Genomic DNA, 19094 nt, shown 5'->3' on the forward strand with positions numbered 1-19094 from the left:
GTCAAGTCTCCCCTCATTGCCGCCGCGGCCCGCCTCAGGCGCCAAGCAGCGCCCGGGCCGCAGCAATCGCTTCCGGCGCCCGGGCCGGGTCGCTGCCGCCGGCCTGCGCCATGTCGGGCCGGCCACCGCCGCCCTTGCCGCCGAGCGCCTCGGCCGCCGCCCGCACCAGATCCACGGCGGAGATGCGCGACGTGAGATCGTCGGTCACACCCGCCGCCACCGCCGCGCGGCCGCCGGTATCGGCGACGAGCAGGATAACGCCGGAGCCGAGCCGTGTCTTGTGCTCGTCGATGAGCCCGCGCAGATCCTTGCCCGAGACGCCCGAGAGCGACTGGGCGAGGAAGGGCACGCCGCCGACGCTTTCGGCCGCGGCGGGCGCCGCGCCGCCGTCACCGGCGAGCGCGAGCTTGCGGCGCAGGTCGGCGAGCTCCTGGGTCTGCGCCTTGCGCTCGTCGAGCAGGGCGCGGATGCGTTCGGGCAGCTCGTCGGGCCGCGCCTTCAGCAGCGCCGCGGCCTCGCCGAGGGCGGCCTCGCCGGCCGCGACATGGGCGAGCGCGGCCGCGCCGGTCAGCGCCTCGACCCGGCGCGTGCCGCTCGCCGATGCGCCTTCGGAGACGATCTTGAAGATCCCGATCTCGCCGGTGCGCCCGACATGGGTGCCGCCGCAGAGCTCGAGCGAATAGGTGTCGCCCGCAGCCCCGATGCCGCTGCCGGGCGCGCGGCCCATGGAGACGACGCGGACCTCATCGCCGTATTTCTCGCCGAAGAGCGCGCGGGCCCCGAGGCCCTGGGCGTCGTCGGGCGTCATGATTCGGGTCTCGACCGGGCTGTCCTGGCGGACGAAGGCGTTGACCTCGGCCTCGACCGCGGACTGCTCGGCCGGACTCATCGCCCGCGGATGGGCGAAGTCGAAGCGCAGACGGTCGGGCGCGACGAGCGAGCCGCGCTGCGCGACATGATCGCCGAGCGCGCGGCGGAGCGCCTCGTGCAGCAGATGGGTCGCGGAATGGTTGGCGCGGATCGCCCCGCGGCGGCCGTGATCGACCTCGAGCTGCGCCGCGGCGCCGGTTGCGACCGTGCCCTCCTCGACGGTGCCGACATGGACGAAGACGCCGGCCTTCTTGCGCGTCTCTGTGATCGCGATGCGGGCGCGGTCAGTGCGGATCCGGCCGGCATCGCCGACCTGGCCACCCGATTCGCCGTAGAACGGCGTCTGGTTGAGCACGATCTGCACCGCGTCGCCCGCGCCGGCCTCGGCCACCGGGCTCCCGTCCTTCAGGATCGCGAGGATCTGGCCCTCGGCGGCCTCGCTGTCGTAGCCGAGGAATTCGGTCGGCCCGTGCTTCTCGGCAAGGTCGAACCAGATCGCCTCGTCGGCGGCCTCGCCCGATCCGGCCCAGGCGGCGCGGGCCTTCTTCTTCTGTTCGGCCATCGCGGCATCGAAGCCCGCGACATCGACGGCGCGGTGCTTCTCGCGGAGCGCGTCCTGGGTGAGGTCGAGCGGGAAGCCGTAGGTGTCGTAGAGCCGGAAGGCGGCCTCGCCGGAGAGCTCCGCGCCCTCGGGCAGGTGCTCGAGCTCGTCGTCGAGCAGCTTCAGGCCGCGATCGAGCGTTATCTTGAAGCGGGTTTCCTCGGCGCGCAGGGTTTCCTCGACCAGCGACTGGGCGCGGGTGAGCTCGGGGAAGGCCCGGCCCATCTGGGCGACCAGCGCCGGAACGAGGCGATACATCACCGGATCCTTGGCGCCGAGCAGATGGGCGTGGCGCATGGCGCGGCGCATGATGCGGCGGAGCACGTAGCCGCGGCCCTCGTTGGAGGGGAGCACGCCATCGGCGATGAGGAAGGAGGTCGAGCGCAGGTGGTCGGCGATCACCCGGTGATGCACGTTGCCGGGCCCGTCGGGCGCGCCGTCGGTCGCGTTGGCGGACGCCTCGATCAGGCTGCGCATGAGATCGGTGTCGTAGTTGTCGTGCTTGCCCTGGAGCACGGCGCCGATGCGCTCGAGCCCCATGCCGGTGTCGATCGAGGGGCGCGGCAGGTTCACGCGGCTCTCGTCCTCATGCTGCTCGAACTGCATGAAGACGAGGTTCCAGATCTCGATGAAGCGGTCGCCGTCCTCGTCCGGGCTGCCCGGAGGGCCGCCGGCAATCGAGGGGCCGTGGTCGTAGAAGATCTCGGAGCACGGCCCGCAGGGGCCGGTGGCGCCCATCATCCAGAAATTGTCGGAGGTGGCGATGCGGATGATCCGCTCGTCGGGGAGCCCCGCGACCTTCTTCCAGAGATCGGCGGCCTCGTCGTCGTCGTGATAGACGGTGACGAGGAGCTTCTCGGCCGGCAGGCCGAAATCCTTCGTCAGCAGTTCCCAGGCGAAGGGAATCGCGGCGTCCTTGAAATAGTCGCCGAAGGAGAAGTTGCCGAGCATCTCGAAGAAGGTGTGATGCCGCGCGGTGTAGCCGACATTGTCGAGGTCATTGTGCTTGCCGCCGGCGCGCACGCATTTCTGGCTGGTGGCGGCGCGGACATAGTCGCGCGTCTCGAGCCCGGTGAAGAGGTTCTTGAACTGCACCATGCCCGCGTTGGTGAACATGAGCGTGGGGTCGTTGCGCGGCACCAGGGACGAGCTCGGGACGACCTCGTGCTGGTTCCGCGCGAAGAAGTCGAGGAAAGTGGAGCGTATGTCGTTCAGGCTCGCCATGGCATCTCGTTCCGCAGGTCTGGCGGGCGGCGGGAATCCGCAGCCCCGATCATTCAGTCTGCGGTGTTAGCGCCAGAGACCGCCCCTGTCCACGGCTGGCGTGGCCGAGGGGCGGGCGAAGCGGGCGAAAGCGGCCCCGGAGGAGCCTTTACTCGTCCAGGATCTCTTCCTTGTCCTCGTCCTGCATGTGGAAGTCGAGGCCGTGGGCGGCGCGGATCTTGTCCTCGATCTGCATCGCGATGTCGGGATTGTCCTTGAGGAAGTTCTTGGCGTTCTCCCGGCCCTGGCCGATGCGCTGGTCCTTGAAGGAATACCAGGCGCCGGATTTCTCGACCACGCCGGCTTTCACGCCAAGGTCGATCAGCTCGCCGCGCTTGGAGATGCCCTCGCCATACATGATGTCGAACTCGACCTGCTTGAAGGGCGGCGCGACCTTGTTCTTCACCACCTTCACGCGGGTTGCGTTGCCGACGACCTCGTCACGATCCTTGATCGAGCCGATGCGGCGGATGTCCAGGCGGACGGAGGCGTAGAACTTGAGCGCGTTGCCGCCCGAGGTGGTCTCGGGCGAGCCGAACATCACGCCGATCTTCATGCGGATCTGGTTGATGAAGATCACCATGCAATGCGAGCGCGAGATGGCGGAGGTGAGCTTGCGCATCGCCTGGCTCATCAGGCGGGCCTGGGCGCCGACCTGGCTGTCGCCCATGTCGCCCTCGAGCTCGTTCTTGGGCGTGAGGGCCGCGACCGAATCGACCACGACGACCGAAACCGCGCCGGAGCGGACCAGCGTCTCGGTGATCTCGAGCGCCTGCTCGCCGGTGTCGGGCTGGGAGATCAGCATCTCGTCGATGTTGACGCCGAGCTTCTTGGCGTAGACCGGGTCGAGCGCGTGTTCGGCGTCGACGAAGGCGCAGATGCCGCCCAGCTTCTGTTCCTCGGCGATGACATGGAGCGCGAGCGTGGTCTTGCCCGAGCTTTCGGGGCCATAGATCTCGACGATGCGGCCCTTGGGCAGGCCGCCGATCCCGAGCGCGATGTCGAGCGCGATGGAGCCGGTGGAGATCGCCTCGATGTCGAGCGCGGGCGTCTGGCCAAGGCGCATGATGGAGCCCTTGCCGAAGCTTCGCTCGATCTGTGCGAGGGCGGATTCCAGCGCCTTCTGCTTGTCCATGCCGCGCCTTTCGGAAAGATTGAGGATGGAAGAACTCATTTCGGCCCCTTATTCCACGTTTGCCCGATGCCGGCAACGACGCTGGTGATGGCGGATATGTTCGCTACTTGTTCCTGTCGGGAACATGGGGTCAAAACAAGAACATTGCAATGCGAATTTTCGACGTATGCCGAGAATCCGCGTGCAACGGTTAAGAAAGCGTAAAGCTCCGGCGGAGGCCGGCGGCGAGGCCGAGCGCGGCGAGACCGGCGAGCAGCAGGCCCGCGGGGCGCGGCAGCGGCACGACCTCGAGCCGCCAGCCCGGGCGCCTCGCATCGCCGCTCGCTAGGCCGCTCCAGCCGGAGGGGAATTCGAGCATGGCCGCGACCAGCACGCTGAGCGATAGGTTCTGCGGACCGGCGGGCATGGCGGCCCGGTGCCCGAGGACCTTGCCGGTGAGCGGCACGGCGGTGCCGGTCGCGGCGGGTGGCGGCCCGGCGGGCGCGGCGAAGCGGCGGAGGGTTTCCTCCCAGCGGCCCGGACCGCTGGACCAGGCGCCGGCCCCGAAGCGCTTCGCGGCCTCGCGGCGATGGAGGGCGTTGGCGGAAAGCCGGGCGGCGAAGGCGGCTTCGCGCGCCGGGACGGCATAGGGATTGCCGGGTGCGGTGAATTCGAGCGCGATACCGCTGGCCGCGACGGGCGCTGCACCGGCAGAGAGCGCGAGAGCCAGCGCCACGGCCGCGGCACGGGCGCTTCTGCGCGCCGGAGATGGCTGTCTCATCGAGGTCCCCCTGCCCGAACCGCACGCGATCACACCTTCGTGCACACTCAGGTATCGCGGAATGCCGCGCAGGCCACAAGGCGATATGGGCAGTGCAGCAAGGCTTTCGGCGGTGCAGGGCAACCCTTACGCTTGCTCGAGCGTGTCCTTCACCTTCTGCGTGAGTTCGGGAAGCGTGAAGGGCTTCGGCAGGAAGGCGGCGTCGGGAATGCCGCCGTCGCCCGCGAAGGCCTCCTCGGCATAGCCGGACATGAAGATCACCTTCACATCCGGGCGTTTCTTGCGGGCCTCCCGCACCCAGGCCGGGCCATCGAGGCCGGGCATGATGACATCGGAGAGCATGATGTCGACATGGAGATCGTCGTCGCTCAGGGTCTCCAGCGCCTCCTCGCCCGAGGCCGCCTCGATCACCGTATAACCCCGGAGTTGCAGAGCGCGCGCAGCAAAGGAGCGCACCGGGTCCTCATCCTCGACCAGCAGCACGAGGCCGCGGCCGGTGAGGTCGCGCGGCTGGCGGATCTCGGGCTCGGGCGGCGGCAGCACCGGAGCGTCGCCACTGGTCTCGTAGGCGGGCAGATAGATCGTGAAGATCGCGCCGCTGCCCGGCGGGCTCTCGACGAAGATGAAGCCGCCCGTCTGCTTGATGATGCCGTAGGCGGTGGAGAGGCCGAGGCCGGTGCCCTCGCCCACCTGTTTCGTGGTGTAGAACGGCTCGAAGATCTTGTGGAGCTTGTCCTCCGGGATGCCGTTGCCGCTGTCGGCGACCTCGATCACCACATACTCGCCCTTGAAGACCACGGCGCGGTCGCGGTGGAGATCCTCGTCGAGATGGACGTTGCGGGTGGTGATGCGCACCTCGCCGCCGCGGGGCATCGCGTCGCGCGCGTTCACGACGAGGTTCATGATGACCTGCTCGAGCTGGCGCTCGTCGACGCGGACGGGCAGGAGATCGGGGCCATTGTCGATGCGGAGCGTGACCTTCTCGCTCAGGAGGCGGTTGAGCAGGTGGGTGAGCTCGGAGAGCGTGTCCTGGAGGTTGACGATCGTCGGGCGCAGGGTCTGCTTGCGCGAGAAGGCGAGAAGCTGGCGCACGAGCGCCGCGGCGCGGTTGGCGTTCTGGCGGATCTGCATCAGGTCGCCATGTTCGACATCCGCGACGTCATGGCGCATCAGCAGGAGGTCGCAGTGGCCGTTGATCGCGGTCAGCAGGTTGTTGAAGTCATGCGCGACGCCGCCGGCGAGCTGGCCCACCGCCTGCATCTTCTGGCTCTGGACGAACTGGGCCTCAAGGGTCTTGAGCTCGGTCGCATCGCTCATCACCGCGAGGATCGACTGCGCGCCCTCGTGCACGGTGCGGGTGAAGGCGACCTGAAGGAAGATCTCGTGCCCGGCGACGCGGCCGCGGGCGACCTCGGAGCGCCCGAGCGCGCGGCCCTTGAGCGTGTCCTGGAGGCGCTCGGAGATCGAGCGGCCGAGGCCCTCGATCAGCTCGGTGATGTTCTTGTCGGGCTGTGCGGCCGCGCCCAGAAGCGCGCGGGCGGCGCGGTTGGCGAAGGTGAGCACGCCATCGCCGCGGAGCCGGGCGAGCGCCACAGGAAGCTCCTCGAGGAAGTGATCCGGCGCGAGGCCGGAGACCTCGGTGCTTTCGAGCGGGATCATCAGCACGTCGCGGAGGCCTTCGGCATCATCGAGCGGGAAGGAGCGCACGGCCCGTCCGCTGCGCTCCATCACCTGGATCGCGCCGGGCTGGAAGGGCGGATCGAGGAGCAGCGCGTCGAGCGTCTCGGCCTCGCCCCCCGAGAGCTCCCGCGCCGCATGATTGCAGGAGATGATGTGGTTTTCGTCGTCGATGCGGAACCAGGGGGCGGCGCTGTGCGAGAAATCGGGCGGCGGCGGCGCCACCGGTGCGGTGCGCTCGACCCGCCAGAGAAGGGCGCGCGGCCCGGAGCGCCAGGCCGACACGCTGTAGCGGCCGTCGGAGGAGAGCTCGGAGGCGTGGCCATTGGTCTCGGCCTCGCGCGACATGCGGTAGACGACCGAGCCGGCATCCGGCAGCCAGCGCTCGATGAAGCCGGCGGGGCCCGCCGAGGGGTTGCGCGCAAGCACCCGCCCGCCGAGATCGGTGACATAGACCGGCGCGATGTCGCTCTCGAAGAAGGCGATGCCGCCGCGCGGACGGCGGCTGGCGCCCGTGAAGAGGCCGGCGCGGAGCGTGAGGAGATAGGTTCCGAAGACGACCAGCGCCACGGCGATCGCGATGGGCACCACGATCGAGCCGGACCAGAGCGTGGTGAGGGTGCTGGCGAACAGGCAAAGCCCTGCGAGCATCAGGATAAGCCCGGATCGGCCTTCCGTCGGGGCCGCTGCACCTCGTGACTGGCCACTGTCCTGCAAGGGTTCGCCTTCCGGTTGATGTGCGCAGTTTAGCGCAAACACCATATTTCAACCATAGGCAATGTTAACGTCTGATTAACTCTCGCATGACGCCTGGATCAGGCGCTGCCCGGCGCGATCAGGCGCGCGACGTAGAATCCGTCGCCGCCCTCGAGCGGGCTGAGGCGGCAGTCTTCCTCGAGGCGCCAGCCGGGATGACGGGCGAGGAAGGCGGCGACACGCGCCTCGTTCTCGATGCGCAGGAAGGAGCAGGTCGCGTAGGCAAGGCAGCCGCCCGGCCGGACATGACCCGCGGCCTCGTCGAGGATACGGTCCTGCAGCGGTGGGAAGCCGGCGAGCCGCTCGGGATCGAGCAGCCACTTGCCCTCGGGCTTGCGCCGCCAGGCTCCGGTGCCCGAGCAGGGCGCGTCGACGAAGACGAGATCGCAGACGGCACCGAGCGCCTTGCGGGCCGGGGTTTCCAGCACCTCGATGCGGGCGCCGGCGCGTTGCGCCCGGCCCGGCAGGTCGCGCAGGCGGCGGGGGTTGGCATCCCAGGCCATGAGCCGCCCCTCGCCCTCCATCGCCGCGGCGAGCGCAAGCGTCTTGCCGCCGCCGCCGGCGCAGTAGTCGAGCACGGTCATGCCGGGCTCTGCCTCGGCGAAAGCCGCCGCCAGCTGGCTGGAGACATCCTGCAGCTCGACCATGCCCTGGGTGTAGGCGCGGCTCGCGGCGACGAGGCGCGGGTTTTCCACGACGCGGAGCGCGGTGGGAAGCTGGGGCAGCGGCGTGGCGTGGACGCCGTCGCGGGCGAGCACGACGATGGCGGCTTCGCGGCGGGCCTTGAGGGTGTTGACGCGCAGATCGACGGGGGCGCGGGATTGCAGCTCGGCGAGGATCGCGTCGCAATCCGGACCGAGCGAATCGGCGAGATCCTCGAGCAGGAAATCGGGCACGTCGGCCCGCACGCCCGGCGGGGCCCCGGCGAGATCGCGGGCGAAGCTCTCCGTCTCCGCCCCGGTCACCGGCGCCGGATCGTAGCCCTCGCCGGTGAAGAGGCCGGCGAGCGGCTCGCCCGCCTGGGCCTGGCCCGCGAGGACGATGGCCCGGCCGGTATCCCCGCCGCCGAGCCAGCCGAGCGAGCGGCGGCGCCGCAGGCCGTCGAACACCAGGTCGCGCACCGCGGCGCGGTCCTTGGAGCCGGCAAAGCGGCTGGCGCGCGCCCATCGGGTCAGAGCCCGCTCCGCGGGTTCTCCGGCAAGGATCGCGTCCAGGAGGGCGATCGCGGCAGACAGGCGGGCTCCGGGTGTCATCGACGCTCATCTGCCCGCAAATCCCGCAGGGCGCAAGGCAAAGCGCCTCCTTCCGCGGTGGCTGGGGGCCGGTGGAGGCGAGCGGGCAGGATGGTGGGGGGGGGCCGGATCGGGCGCGAGAGGCGGCTGACCCGCCCCGGTGCGGCTGCGGGACCGGAACGCCTGCACCGCGGCCTGCGCGACGGGCCCAAACGACCGGCCCAAACGAAATCGGCCCCGGAGATCCGGGGCCGTTCGGAAAGGTTTGCTGCCCTGCCCCGGCGCTCCGGGGCGGCAGGATCAGGCCGCGACGCGACCGCCGAGCACGCTGTCGACGTGCTGCTGCGCCTTCACTTCCTCGATGCCGTTGACGGCCGCGACTTCGCGGGTCAGGCGCTCGAGGGCGGCTTCATAGAGCTGACGCTCGGAATAGGACTGCTCGCGCTGATCGTCGTTGCGGTGCAGGTCGCGCACGACTTCCGCGATCGAGATCAGGTCGCCGGAATTGATCTTCTGCTCGTATTCCTGCGCGCGGCGGGACCACATCGCGCGCTTGACGCGGGCGCGGCCCTTCAGCGTTTCCAGGGCCCGCTCGACGATGTCGGACGAGCTGAGCGGACGCATGCCGACCGCGCTCGCCTTTGCCGTCGGCACGCGCAGGGTCATCTTGTCCTTCTCGAAGGAGATCACGAACATCTCGAGACTCAGGCCAGCAACTTCCTGCTGGTCGATCGAGACGATCTGACCGACGCCGTGTGCGGGATAGACAACAAAGTCGTTCGGGCGGAACTCCGCCAGCTTCCTGGACTTGCTCATGTCTTGCGTCTTTTCCTTTTGTGTCTCAGGCCCCACCTGCGGCGAAAAGAAACCCGCGGTTGCTTAACAACCCGGAGAACGAATCACCTTCAGGACGGATTTTTGGCACGTCGACTTGCGACCGGTGGGGACCCCAGCGAATTCATATCGCCTGTCTTGTAGCAGAAAAGGGCCGATAAGGGAAGCCTCATCGTCCTGGGGCGCCTTGATCCGACGCGAATGCGGGCCCTGTAAACGTTTGTTCAGGTCCGAAATGAGCCGATTTCCGCCGGCCTCCAAGTGGGCGTGGCGGCTTAGCCGCCCTCGCCCGGCGCTTCCGAGAAGTATTTCTCGAGCTTTCCGGTCTCGCCGTCGCGCTCTTCCGCATCCGGCAGAGGATCGCGCTTCATGGCGAGCACAGGCCATTGTTCGGAGTACTTGCGGTTGAATTCAACCCAGTTCTCCATTCCCGGCTCGGTATCAGGGCGAATCGCATCCGCCGGGCATTCCGGCTCGCACACGCCACAGTCGATGCATTCGTCGGGGTGAATGACAAGCATGTTCTCGCCTTCGTAGAAGCAGTCCACCGGACATACTTCCACGCAGTCCGTGTACTTGCAGGCGATGCAATTGTCGGTCACGACATAAGTCATGGGTCGCAGCCTTGTCCTTGATCCGTCCGCAAAGCCTGTCACACTTCGCAGGGCGCTATTTATCAGGCTCTGCCCCATGTTCAAGGGGCGCTGGCGCATCAAGGTCAAGGTAAAGCCCGCGCGCCTCGGTGGCCGGGCCTCGCCGGGAGCCGAGGGCCGCGACGCGCACGGCGCGAATCTGCCCGCCCAGCACCAGCACGATGCCGTCGCCGATCCGGATCGCCGTTGCCGGCTTGGTCACGCGCTGGGAATTCACCCGGACCTTGCCGTCCGCCACGAGGCGGGCGGCGAGGCTGCGGGTCTTGCAGAAGCGCGCCTGCCAGAGCCACTTGTCGAGTCTGAGCGACAGTGGCGGCTCCGGCGGCAGCATGTCCCGGCTCAGTTCTTGAGCTTCAGCGCCATCAGAGCGGCGAAGGGGCTGTCGGGATCGATCGGCTTCTCGACCTTCGGCGGCCGGTTGCGTCCGCCGCCCTGCTGCGGCTTCGGCCCACCGTCCCGCGGCTTGCCCTTGCCGCCGCCCGGCTTGCCGCCGTGCTGCGATTTCGGCCCGCGGGCCCGCTGCGGCTCGTCGCCCTTCGCCGCGGCGCCACGCGGCCTCCCGCCTTCGCGCGGTGCGCGCTCGGGACGGCGCCGGGGGGCGCGGGTGAAGACATAGAAGCTTTCGAGCTCTTCCTCGGCAGCTGCCCCTGCCCCTGCGGGCTCCGGCGCGGCCTCTGCCGCTGCGGCGGGGGCCTCGGCCTCGACTTCGGATGCGGCGGCGGCCTCCGGCTCGATGTCGGCGGGGGCGGCGTCCTCTGCGGGTGCTTCGGCGGCTGGCGCTTCGGCTGTGGGCGCTTCGGTTTCTGGCGCTTCGGCGGCCGGAGTTTCTGCGGCGGGAGTTTCCTGGGCCGCGGATTCGGGGGCTGCGTCAGCCGGGGCTGCGTCAGCCGGAGCTTCGGCAGCAGCTTCGGGTGCGGGGGCTTCGGCGGGGGTTTCGGGCTCGGGCTTCTTCTTCGGCCGGGAGCCCGGAGTCGCCTGATAGCCGAGGCCCTGCATGAGCTTGGCGAACTGATCGAGCGTCAGGCCGCTGATCGAGAGCATGTCCGGGGTCGCCTCGAAGCCTTCGCGCGCATCGAGCGGGCGGAGCATGTCGGCGAGACGTTCGAGCATGTCGATGCGGATCGCGCGGTCGCCCGCAAGCCGGTAGCCCGCACGCGGGTAGTAGCCCTTCGGCGCGTCCGGCACGGCCGGAACCGTCACCAGGCCCGGCGGCGGGGCTTCGGGGAAGATGTCGAGCCCGGAGCTGAGCGCCCAGAGCACCAGGCGCAGGCGCGTCGGCGCCGGCTTCAGCAGGAGCGGCATGAAGACGGTGAACTGGCCGAATCGCACGCCGTGCTTGCGCAGGCCGGCCCGCTGGTCCTGTTCGAGCGCCTTCACCTCACTGGTGATCTCGGCGCGCGGCATCACGCCGAGCGCCTCGACAAGCCGGAAGGCGATGCCGCGGGCCATGCCGGTCAGCGTCTCGTCGTCGCGGAGCGCGATGAGCGGCGCGAACTGTGCCGCGATCCGGCGGTCGACGAAATGGCCGAGGCGACGGCGGATCTTCTCGGCGATCTCCGGCGCGGCATCCTCGTCGACGAAGGGCTGGACCTGCGGGCTCAGCGGATCGTTTCCGGCGCTGAGACGGCCCACCGCGTGCTCGCCCCACATGAGGCCGCCCTGATCGGTGATGTCGAACTCGGTGTCGGGGGCGTTGTAGAACTTGTCGGAACGCAGCGAATAGACCGGCGCGAGAGCGGCGATGGCAGCGGCGCGCAAGGTCGGCACCTGTTCGGGATCCGCATTCGGATCGATCCGGAACCTGAATCCTTCGAGACGGCCAATGAACTGGTCGTCGATCGAGACCTCGCCGTTTTCGGTCACATTGGCCACCAGGCTCTCCCTCTGCTTCAACCGCCGCATCAACACCGATGTGCGCCGGTCAACAAACCTCTGGGTCAGACGCAGATGCAAAGCGTCCGACAGACGGTCTTCTACAGCACGTGTTTCATCCCGCCAATGGTCGGAATCGTCCACCCACCGATTGCGCTGGGCCACGTAGGTCCATGTGCGAATATACGCCAATCGCTTGGAGAGTGCGTCGATGTCGCCTTCGGTGCGGTCGATGCGGGCAATCTGGGCCGCGAGCCAGTCGGTCGGGATGCCCTTGCCCTCCTGGAGGAAGCCGAAGAGCCGCGTGCAGAGGCTCGCATGCTCGGTGATCGAGACCTTGCGGAAATCGGGCACCCGGCAGACATCCCAGAGCAGCCGCACGTCGGGCGCGGCGCGGATCCGGTCGCGCATCTCGGGCGCGCCGCCCAGGGTGCGGAGGGTGGCGAGGTCGTCGGCCTCGCGGGCGCGCACCAGTTCGGGCTCGCCCGACGGCGCCTCGAGGCTCGCGATCAGCGCGTCGATCGTGCCGTATTCCAGCCGGGAATTGCGCCATTGCAGCCGCTGGAGCGGCGAGAAGCGGCTGTTTTCGATGGCATCGATCACATCCTCGTCGAGCGGCGGCGCCTCGCCCGTCACCCCGAAGGTGCCATCGGTGGTGTAGCGCCCGGCCCGGCCGGCGATCTGCGCGAGCTCGTTCGGCGAGAGGTGGCGATGCCGCCGCCCGTCGAACTTCACGAGGCCCGAGAAGGCGACATGGGCGATGTCGAGATTGAGGCCCATGCCGATCGCATCCGTCGCGACGAGGTGCTCGACATCGCCGTTCTGGTAGAGCGCGACCTGGGCGTTGCGGGTGCGCGGGCTGAGCGCGCCCATCACCACCGCGGCCCCGCCCTTCTGGCGGCGGATCAGTTCGGCGATCGCATAGACGTCATCGGCGGAGAAGCCGACGATGGCGCTGCGTGGCGGCATCCGGCTGAGCTTGCGCAGGCCGGAATAGGTGAGTTTCGAAAACCGCTCGCGGCGCATGAACTGGGCGGAGGGAATCAGGCTCGCGATGCGGGGGCGAATGGTCTCGGCGCCGAGAAACAGTGTCTCGGAGAGGCCGCGGGCGTTCAGAAGCCGGTCGGTGAAGATATGGCCGCGGTCGGGGTCGCCGCAGAGCTGGATCTCGTCGACGGCGAGAAATTCCGCCCCGAGATCGACCGGCATCGCCTCGACCGTGCAGACCCAGTACGCCGCGCGCGGCGGCACGATGCGCTCCTCGCCGGTGACAAGCGCCACGACGGAAGGTCCGCGCAGCGCGACGATGCGGTCGTAGACCTCGCGGGCGAGCAGCCGAAGCGGCAGGCCGATCACGCCGGTGCGGTGGCCGAGCATCCGTTCGATCGCGTAATGGGTCTTGCCGGTGTTCGTCGGCCCGAGAACCGCCGTCACCCGTCCTGCCGTCAGGCCATTCATGACATTCGCCTCCACAGCACGGCACGAGCCCTCAGAGCTCGGCGGCGCCCTTCATCCGCTCAAGCCGTTCGATGGCCGCGGCCACCTCGGGCTGGTTGGGGTTGAGGGCATGTGCCCGGCGCAGCGCCCGGAGCGCAAGATCGGGCTCGCCCACTTCCTCGAGCATGATGGCAAGCCCCTGGAGCGCGCCGAAATGCCGTGGATTGAGGACGAGCACATGCTCGACATCGGAGATGGAAAGCCCATATTCCTCCAGCAGAAAGAAGGTCGTCGCGCGGGCGTTCCAGCCTTCGGCGAAATCGGGGGCATGGTCGGTCAGCGCGGAGAAATAGTCCAGAGCGGTATCGTAATCCCGGGCCTGCAGGGCGGCGTTGCCGCGTTCGAGCAGGAGGTCCATCGAGGCCGAGCCCGATTGCGACCAGATCCGCTGGATTTCCTTCTCGACGCGCTGCCAGTCCTCGCGGCCGGGTTCGGCAAGCTGGTCGTAGAGCGTTTCGAGCCTGTCCGCCGGCGGGGCTTCGTCCCGGGTGGCGATGGCCGGGCCCGGCGCCAGAGGCTCGAACGGCTGCGCCCAAGCCCCGGGCGCCGCTCCGCAGGTGAAGAGCGACGCGACGGAAACCAAGAGGAGGCGCTTTCGAAACTGCGTCATGACGCATAGATTAGCGCCGGAACGACAGAAAGCGAGGGGCTTCCCCCTTCCGGAGTGACAAAAATGAGCAAGGTGATCGACGGCGCGGTCAAGGCCCTCAACGAGCGGCTCGGCGGCGGCGGGTTCGACGGTTCGGTGAGGTTCGATATCGAGGGAGAGGGCTCGATTCTGGTGGACGGCGAAGGTGCGCGCGCGAGTGACGCCGATGCCGATTGCGTGGTGAGCGCTTCCCGCGAGACCTTCGAGGGGCTGCTCGAGGGCGAGATCAACGCGACATCGGCCTTCATGACCGGCAAGCTGCGCATCGACGGCGACATGGGGCAGGCCATGAAGCTCGGCAGCCTGTTGTCATGAACATGGGCGCGCCGCTCCGGATCGGGATGCAGGCCGCCCCCTTCCATGCCGACGTCGCCCATGCCCCCGAGGGGGCAGAGGCCTTCTGGCTCGAGTCCCTCGACGGGCTCCGCATCCGCATCGTCCTCTGGCGCGGCGGCACCCGCGGCACGGCCTTCGTCTTTCCGGGCCGGACGGAATATGCGGAGAAATACGGGCTTGTCGCCGGACACCTCCTTGCGCGCGGCTTTTCGGTCGTGGTGATCGACTGGCGCGGACAGGGGCTCTCGACCCGCCCGCCGGGCGCGCCGATGATGGGCCATGTGCGGAGCTTCCCGGACTATCAGAACGACGTCGCCGTGGCGCTCGCCGCGGCGGAGGCGCTGGCGCTGCCCGCCCCGAAGCTGCTCGTCGCGCATTCGATGGGCGGCTGCATCGCGCTGCGCACGCTCCTCGAGACCCGCATCTTCCGGGCCGCGGTGATGTCGGCGCCGATGTGGGGGCTGCAGGTCCGCACCGCGCTCCGCGAGATCAAGGCCAAGGCGCTGCGGCGGGCGCGGCAGTTCGGGGTTCGGGCGACCGTGCCCGCAGGCTCCTCCTCGGATGCGACAGAGGTGAGCCGGGTGTTTGCCGGAAACGCGCTCACCTCCGATCCGGCGGCCTTCGACCGGGCGATGGCCCAGGTGGCGGCGCATCCCGAACTCGGCCTCGGACCGCCGAGCGCGGGCTGGACCCGCGCCGCCTTCGCCGAAATGGGCCGGCTGGCGCTGAAGGCCTCGCCCGCGACGCCGATGCTCGTCTTTGCCGGCAGCGAGGAGCAGGTCGTCTCGCTCCGCGCGATCCGGCGGCGCTGTGCCCGGACACCGCAGGCAAGGCTCGTCGAATGCCCGGAGGGGCGGCACGAGATCTTCATGGAGCACGAGGGGATCCAGCGGCTCGTCTGGGGCGAGGTCGACGGCTTTCTCGCGCAGTCGGACGCTGCCCTCGGCGAAGACCGCACGGATGAGACGGCCTCGGACTGAGGCGGTCCTGCTCTAGGTGGCCGCGCGGGACAGAAGCGCGAGCGCTTCGGCATGGGTGCGCGCGTCGCCGGCCGCGAGGATGCGGCCGCCCTGATGCGCGGGGCCGCCTGTCCAGTCGGTGACGATGCCGCCCGCCGCCTCGATCACGGCGATGGGCGCCTGCACGTCATAGGCTTGAAGACCGGCTTCGATCACCAGATCGGCCTGCCCCATCGCAACGAGCGCATAGGCGTAGCAGTCGAGGCTGTAGCGGGTGAGGCGCGCGCGATCGCGCACCGTCTCGAAGGCCTTGCGCTCGACCGTCGACCCAACTTCCGGATAGGTGGTGAAGAGCACGGCCTCCGAGAGGCCCGCGCAGGGGCGGACGCGCATGGCGCGCCGCTCGGTGCCGCGCCGCATCTCGGCCGCGCCGAAGCCGCCGATGAAGCGCTCGCCGGTGTGGGGCTGGTCGATCACCCCGAGCACGGGCCCCTCGCCCGCGTCCAGACCGATCAGGATGCCCCAGGTCGGGGCGCCGCAGATGAAGGCGCGGGTGCCGTCGATCGGATCGAGAACCCAGGTCAGGCCGCTGGTGCCCGGCCTCGCGCCGAATTCCTCGCCGTGGATCGCGTCTTCCGGCCGCCGTTCGGCCAGAAGTGTGCGCATTGCCGCCTCGGCATCACGATCGGCGGCCGTGACCGGATCGAAGCCGTCAGCCGCCTTGTTGGCGGCCAGAAGGCCCTCACTCCGGAAGAGCGGCAGGCACCGCGCGGCGGCGACGTCGGCCAGCTCGCAGGCGATATCCCTGAGCGCCCCCTCCAGTTCCGGCGCAATCGCCATGCCGACCCCCCGCATCCCTGACCGTCAATCTCGGAACGGTTTCGGCCATCGGGATGCCGGGGTCAAGTGCATGGGCACTCCCCCCGGAGCAGCGGTTCAGGCGACGTCGCTGAGGACGCGCGCGAGGTCGAACAGGCGGCGGCGCTGGGTCTCGGGGATCGCGTAGTAGGACCGCACGAGCTCGAGCGCTTCCTTGTCGGCGAGCAGGTCGCCGCGCTGGGCTTCGGAGGAGGCGGGAGCCGCGGTCTCCTGACCTTCTTCCGCCCCTTCGAAGCCTTCGAAGAAGAAGCTGATGCTGACGTCCAGCGCCTGCGCGATGTCCCAGAGGCGGGACGCGCTGATGCGGTTCATCCCGGTCTCGTATTTCTGGATCTGCTGGAACTTGATGCCGACGATATCGCCGAGCTGCTGCTGAGTCATGCCGACCATCCAGCGACGGTGGCGGACGCGCTTGCCAACATGAACATCGACCGGGTGTTTCATACCATTTGCTCCGCTTTTCGCACTATTGCTACCCCTCAACCCAAGCATGAATCGTGCCAACTCTTCTCACATGGGCTGTTGTCCCGCGGCATCATTCAATCAGAGGTGTTTTAACTCAAATTTGAGCAATTGGGGACACAATCCAGAGGCGAGCGTGTGCATTGCACAAAACTCCCGTCAAAGGCGTCGCCCCTTTCTGCGAAGCATTTTGCATTTTGCAAAAAGATTGAATGGTATTTTCCGAGATTTGTCTCGAAGCGCGAAGATGGGCATTGCTGCCACATCTTCCGAGGTCAGTCCAACAACCGGAGGGTAAGCAAGGCCGGTTCAACCGGCCTTGCGTGCGTTGCGCTTGCGTTCGTGGGGGTCGAGATGGCGCTTGCGAAGCCTGATCGCCTTGGGCGTGACCTCCACAAGTTCGTCATCTTCGATATAGGCGATGGCCTGCTCGAGCGAGAGCCGCGTCGGCGGCGTCAGCACCACGGCCTCGTCCTTGCCCGCAGCCCGGACGTTGGTCAGCTTCTTGCCCTTGAGCGGGTTGACCTCGAGATCGTTGTCACGGCTGTGCTCGCCGAGGATCATCCCGGTGTAGACCTTTTCGCCCGACCCGATGAAGAACTTGCCGCGATCCTCGAGGTTGAAGATCGCATAGGCCACGGAAACGCCGTCCTCCATCGAGATCAGCACGCCGTTGCGGCGGCCCGGCATGGTGCCCTTGTGCGGGGCCCAGTCGTGGAAGACCCGGTTGAGCACGCCGGTGCCGCGCGTGTCGGTGAGGAACTCGCCGTGATAGCCGATCAGGCCGCGCGAGGGCACATGCGCGATGATACGCGTCTTGCCACCGGCGCCGGTGCGCATGTCGGCCAGTTCGCCGCGGCGCTGGGAGAGCTTGTCGACCACGGTGCCGGCGAATTCCTCGTCGACGTCGATGGTGACTTCCTCGATGGGTTCCAGCGTCTGGCCGTCCTCGTCGCGGAAGAGCACGCGGGGGCGCGAGATCGACAGCTCGAACCCCTCGCGGCGCATGTTCTCGATCAGCACGCCCATCTGGAGCTCGCCACGGCCCGAGACCTCGAAGGCCTCGCCGCCGGGCGTGTCCGTGACGCGGATCGCGACGTTCGACTCGGCCTCGCGCATCAGGCGGTCGCGGATGACACGGCTCTGCACCTTGTCGCCGTCCTGGCCCGCGAGGGGGCTGTCGTTGATGCCGAAGGTGACCGAGATCGTCGGCGGGTCGATCGGCTGCGCCGGGATCGGCGCCTCGATCGCCATGTCTGCGATGGTGTCGGCGACCGTCGCGGACGACATGCCAGCGAGGCTCACGATATCCCCGGCCTCCGCAATATCGATCGCCTGCTGCGACAGGCCGCGGAAGGCGAGGATCTTGGAGACGCGAAACCGCTCGACTTCCTTGCCGTCGCGGCTGAGCGCCTTCACCGTGCGCCCGGCCTTGAGCGAGCCGGTCTCGACGCGGCCGGTCAGCAGGCGACCGAGGAACGGATCGGCCGCCAGCGTGGTCGCGAGCATGGAGAACGGTTCGTCCGCGCGCGCAAGCTGCTTCGGCGCCGGCACATGGTCGAGGACGAGCTGGAACAGCGCGTCGAGGTTTTCCCGCGCCCCCTCGAGATCGGTATCTGCCCAGCCGGCGCGGCCGGAGGCATAGAGAACCGGGAAATCGAGCTGATCGTGATCGGCCTCGAGCGTCACGAAGAGATCGAACACCTCGTCCAGCGCCCGGTCGGGTTCGGCATCGGGCTTGTCGACCTTGTTGAGCACGACGATCGGCCGGAGGCCGAGGGCAAGCGCCTTCGAGGTCACGAACTTGGTCTGCGGCATCGGCCCTTCGGCGGCATCGACGAGCAGGACGACGCCGTCGACCATGCTGAGAATGCGTTCCACCTCGCCGCCGAAATCGGCATGGCCGGGCGTATCGACAATGTTGATCCGGTGCCCCTTCCACTCGACGGAGGTCGCCTTGGCGAGGATGGTGATCCCGCGCTCGCGCTCCAGATCGTTCGAATCGAGCGCACGCTCGGTCAGAGCCTGGTTCTCACGAAAGGTGCCTGATTGCTTGAGCAACGCATCGACAAGTGTCGTCTTGCCGTGGTCGACATGCGCGATGATCGCGATATTTCTGATGTCCATAGCGGTAGGATCCCGAATAACGGGTCGAGGCACCCGCGTGAGGCGCCATATATGCAGCGCAGCGAAAACGCAACGCCGCGTTGTCCGGGAGAAGAATGCCGGGGCTGCCCGAGAAAATGCGGCCAAAGGAGCAAGAAAGCCGTTTTCACGCGCTTGACATTCCCAGCCCGGTGCGCGATTGAGGGCCCCGCAAACGCTGGGGAATAGGTTAACGGTAGACCCACGGACTCTGACTCCGTTAGTCCTGGTTCGAATCCAGGTTCCCCAGCCAATTTTCCCAACCCCATGATTTGATGATGCCCTTCCGGGAACCCGGAGTGTCGGCTTCTCCTGTGCCACCGCGCCGTGCCGCGACGTGTGCCACATGCAGGTGCGGGCGGCGCGCAACGCGTCTCCGGACCATGGGTCGGCGCACTGCCCACGCGAAAAGGCTTTCTGGCTGACGGTGCGCGCGCCGGAGCGTTTGGCGCACCGGGCCCCCAGATTTTTTTTGGCGCTTCTCGCGCCAGACCAATGTCCGCCGCGAGGCCCT

15 protein-coding genes and 1 tRNA gene are annotated in these 19094 nt (G+C 68.4%); 3 read left to right on the forward strand and 13 right to left on the reverse strand.

The annotated features are described in order from the left end of the window. Nucleotides 1–34: 34 nt before the first annotated feature. From alaS to ACF66B_RS09625, 10 genes are all read right to left on the reverse strand, one after another. Nucleotides 35–2695, reverse strand: coding sequence for an alanine--tRNA ligase (gene alaS / locus ACF66B_RS09580; RefSeq protein ID WP_111430957.1), 2661 nt, complete (start codon nt 2693–2695; stop codon nt 35–37). A 148-nt stretch (nt 2696–2843) separates the two neighbouring features. Next, on the reverse strand, nt 2844–3908 hold the full coding sequence (recA, locus tag ACF66B_RS09585; RefSeq protein ID WP_111430958.1) for a recombinase RecA: 1065 nt from the start codon (nt 3906–3908) through the stop codon (nt 2844–2846). Nucleotides 3909–4059: 151 nt separating this feature from the next. Then, on the reverse strand, nt 4060–4629 hold the full coding sequence (locus ACF66B_RS09590) for a hypothetical protein (RefSeq protein ID WP_162683357.1): 570 nt from the start codon (nt 4627–4629) through the stop codon (nt 4060–4062). Between the two features lie 126 nt (nt 4630–4755). After that, nucleotides 4756–6957, reverse strand: coding sequence for an ATP-binding protein (locus ACF66B_RS09595; RefSeq protein ID WP_392662430.1), 2202 nt, complete (start codon nt 6955–6957; stop codon nt 4756–4758). Between the two features lie 164 nt (nt 6958–7121). Continuing rightward, entirely contained in the window at nt 7122–8315 is a 1194-nt protein-coding gene (locus ACF66B_RS09600; RefSeq protein ID WP_111430961.1) for an RsmB/NOP family class I SAM-dependent RNA methyltransferase, read from the reverse strand. Between the two features lie 279 nt (nt 8316–8594). Then, a complete protein-coding gene (locus ACF66B_RS09605; RefSeq protein WP_111430962.1) occupies nt 8595–9110 on the reverse strand; it encodes a CarD family transcriptional regulator in 516 nt (171 codons plus the stop codon). Between the two features lie 293 nt (nt 9111–9403). Continuing rightward, entirely contained in the window at nt 9404–9742 is a 339-nt protein-coding gene (gene fdxA, locus ACF66B_RS09610; RefSeq protein ID WP_111430963.1) for a ferredoxin FdxA, read from the reverse strand. 55 nt (nt 9743–9797) lie between these two features. Next, nucleotides 9798–10112 carry an RNA-binding S4 domain-containing protein gene (locus ACF66B_RS09615; protein WP_111430964.1) on the reverse strand — a complete coding sequence of 105 codons (315 nt, stop codon included), beginning with the start codon at nt 10110–10112 and terminating at the stop codon, nt 9798–9800. Between the two features lie 8 nt (nt 10113–10120). Beyond that, on the reverse strand, nt 10121–13111 hold the full coding sequence (locus ACF66B_RS09620; RefSeq protein WP_111430965.1) for a helicase-related protein: 2991 nt from the start codon (nt 13109–13111) through the stop codon (nt 10121–10123). 31 nt (nt 13112–13142) lie between these two features. Further along, nucleotides 13143–13760 carry a tetratricopeptide repeat protein gene (locus tag ACF66B_RS09625; protein WP_392662437.1) on the reverse strand — a complete coding sequence of 206 codons (618 nt, stop codon included), beginning with the start codon at nt 13758–13760 and terminating at the stop codon, nt 13143–13145. Between the two features lie 63 nt (nt 13761–13823). Between ACF66B_RS09625 and ACF66B_RS09630 the strand changes: the two genes are divergently transcribed. Together ACF66B_RS09630 and ACF66B_RS09635 are read left to right on the forward strand one after the other, a co-directional pair. Continuing rightward, complete coding sequence (locus ACF66B_RS09630) at nt 13824–14114, forward strand: SCP2 sterol-binding domain-containing protein (RefSeq protein ID WP_111430966.1); 291 nt, start codon at nt 13824–13826, stop codon at nt 14112–14114. Further along, nucleotides 14111–15115 carry an alpha/beta hydrolase gene (locus ACF66B_RS09635; RefSeq protein ID WP_111430967.1) on the forward strand — a complete coding sequence of 335 codons (1005 nt, stop codon included), beginning with the start codon at nt 14111–14113 and terminating at the stop codon, nt 15113–15115. The genes ACF66B_RS09630 and ACF66B_RS09635 overlap by 4 nt, the downstream gene beginning before the upstream one ends. A gap of 12 nt (nt 15116–15127) precedes the next feature. Here the strand turns inward: ACF66B_RS09635 and hisN are convergent, their stop codons facing one another. From hisN to typA, 3 genes are all read right to left on the reverse strand, one after another. Next, nucleotides 15128–15934 carry a histidinol-phosphatase gene (hisN, locus tag ACF66B_RS09640; protein WP_111431078.1) on the reverse strand — a complete coding sequence of 269 codons (807 nt, stop codon included), beginning with the start codon at nt 15932–15934 and terminating at the stop codon, nt 15128–15130. A gap of 96 nt (nt 15935–16030) precedes the next feature. After that, the gene (locus ACF66B_RS09645) at nt 16031–16417 is read right to left on the reverse strand and encodes a helix-turn-helix transcriptional regulator (protein WP_111430968.1); all 387 of its coding nucleotides are present in this window, start codon (nt 16415–16417) and stop codon (nt 16031–16033) included. 327 nt (nt 16418–16744) lie between these two features. After that, nucleotides 16745–18562 carry a translational GTPase TypA gene (gene typA / locus ACF66B_RS09650; RefSeq protein ID WP_111430969.1) on the reverse strand — a complete coding sequence of 606 codons (1818 nt, stop codon included), beginning with the start codon at nt 18560–18562 and terminating at the stop codon, nt 16745–16747. Nucleotides 18563–18759: 197 nt separating this feature from the next. On the opposite strand from typA, the gene ACF66B_RS09655 reads away from it, so the two are divergent. Beyond that, nucleotides 18760–18833, forward strand: a tRNA-Gln gene (locus ACF66B_RS09655). Nucleotides 18834–19094: the final 261 nt, after the last annotated feature.

It is taken from the genome of Amaricoccus sp. B4 (assembly GCF_043226085.1).
GTDB lineage: Bacteria > Pseudomonadota > Alphaproteobacteria > Rhodobacterales > Rhodobacteraceae > Amaricoccus.

Bases quoted from the DNA above. Each gene is read 5' to 3' on its own strand.
- ACF66B_RS09625 (WP_392662437.1), bottom strand. From the start codon at position 13,760: ATGACGCAGTTTCGAAAGCGCCTCCTCTTGGTTTCCGTCGCGTCGCTC.
- alaS (WP_111430957.1), bottom strand. From the start codon at position 2,695: ATGGCGAGCCTGAACGACATACGCTCCACTTTCCTCGACTTCTTCGCG.
- ACF66B_RS09645 (WP_111430968.1), bottom strand. From the start codon at position 16,417: ATGAAACACCCGGTCGATGTTCATGTTGGCAAGCGCGTCCGCCACCGT.
- hisN (WP_111431078.1), bottom strand. From the start codon at position 15,934: ATGGCGATTGCGCCGGAACTGGAGGGGGCGCTCAGGGATATCGCCTGC.
- ACF66B_RS09590 (WP_162683357.1), bottom strand. From the start codon at position 4,629: ATGAGACAGCCATCTCCGGCGCGCAGAAGCGCCCGTGCCGCGGCCGTG.
- typA (WP_111430969.1), bottom strand. From the start codon at position 18,562: ATGGACATCAGAAATATCGCGATCATCGCGCATGTCGACCACGGCAAG.
- ACF66B_RS09615 (WP_111430964.1), bottom strand. From the start codon at position 10,112: ATGCTGCCGCCGGAGCCGCCACTGTCGCTCAGACTCGACAAGTGGCTC.
- ACF66B_RS09635 (WP_111430967.1), top strand. From the start codon at position 14,111: ATGAACATGGGCGCGCCGCTCCGGATCGGGATGCAGGCCGCCCCCTTC.
- ACF66B_RS09630 (WP_111430966.1), top strand. From the start codon at position 13,824: ATGAGCAAGGTGATCGACGGCGCGGTCAAGGCCCTCAACGAGCGGCTC.
- recA (WP_111430958.1), bottom strand. From the start codon at position 3,908: ATGAGTTCTTCCATCCTCAATCTTTCCGAAAGGCGCGGCATGGACAAG.
- ACF66B_RS09620 (WP_111430965.1), bottom strand. From the start codon at position 13,111: ATGAATGGCCTGACGGCAGGACGGGTGACGGCGGTTCTCGGGCCGACG.
- fdxA (WP_111430963.1), bottom strand. From the start codon at position 9,742: ATGACTTATGTCGTGACCGACAATTGCATCGCCTGCAAGTACACGGAC.
- ACF66B_RS09605 (WP_111430962.1), bottom strand. From the start codon at position 9,110: ATGAGCAAGTCCAGGAAGCTGGCGGAGTTCCGCCCGAACGACTTTGTT.
- ACF66B_RS09600 (WP_111430961.1), bottom strand. From the start codon at position 8,315: ATGACACCCGGAGCCCGCCTGTCTGCCGCGATCGCCCTCCTGGACGCG.
- ACF66B_RS09595 (WP_392662430.1), bottom strand. From the start codon at position 6,957: ATGCTCGCAGGGCTTTGCCTGTTCGCCAGCACCCTCACCACGCTCTGG.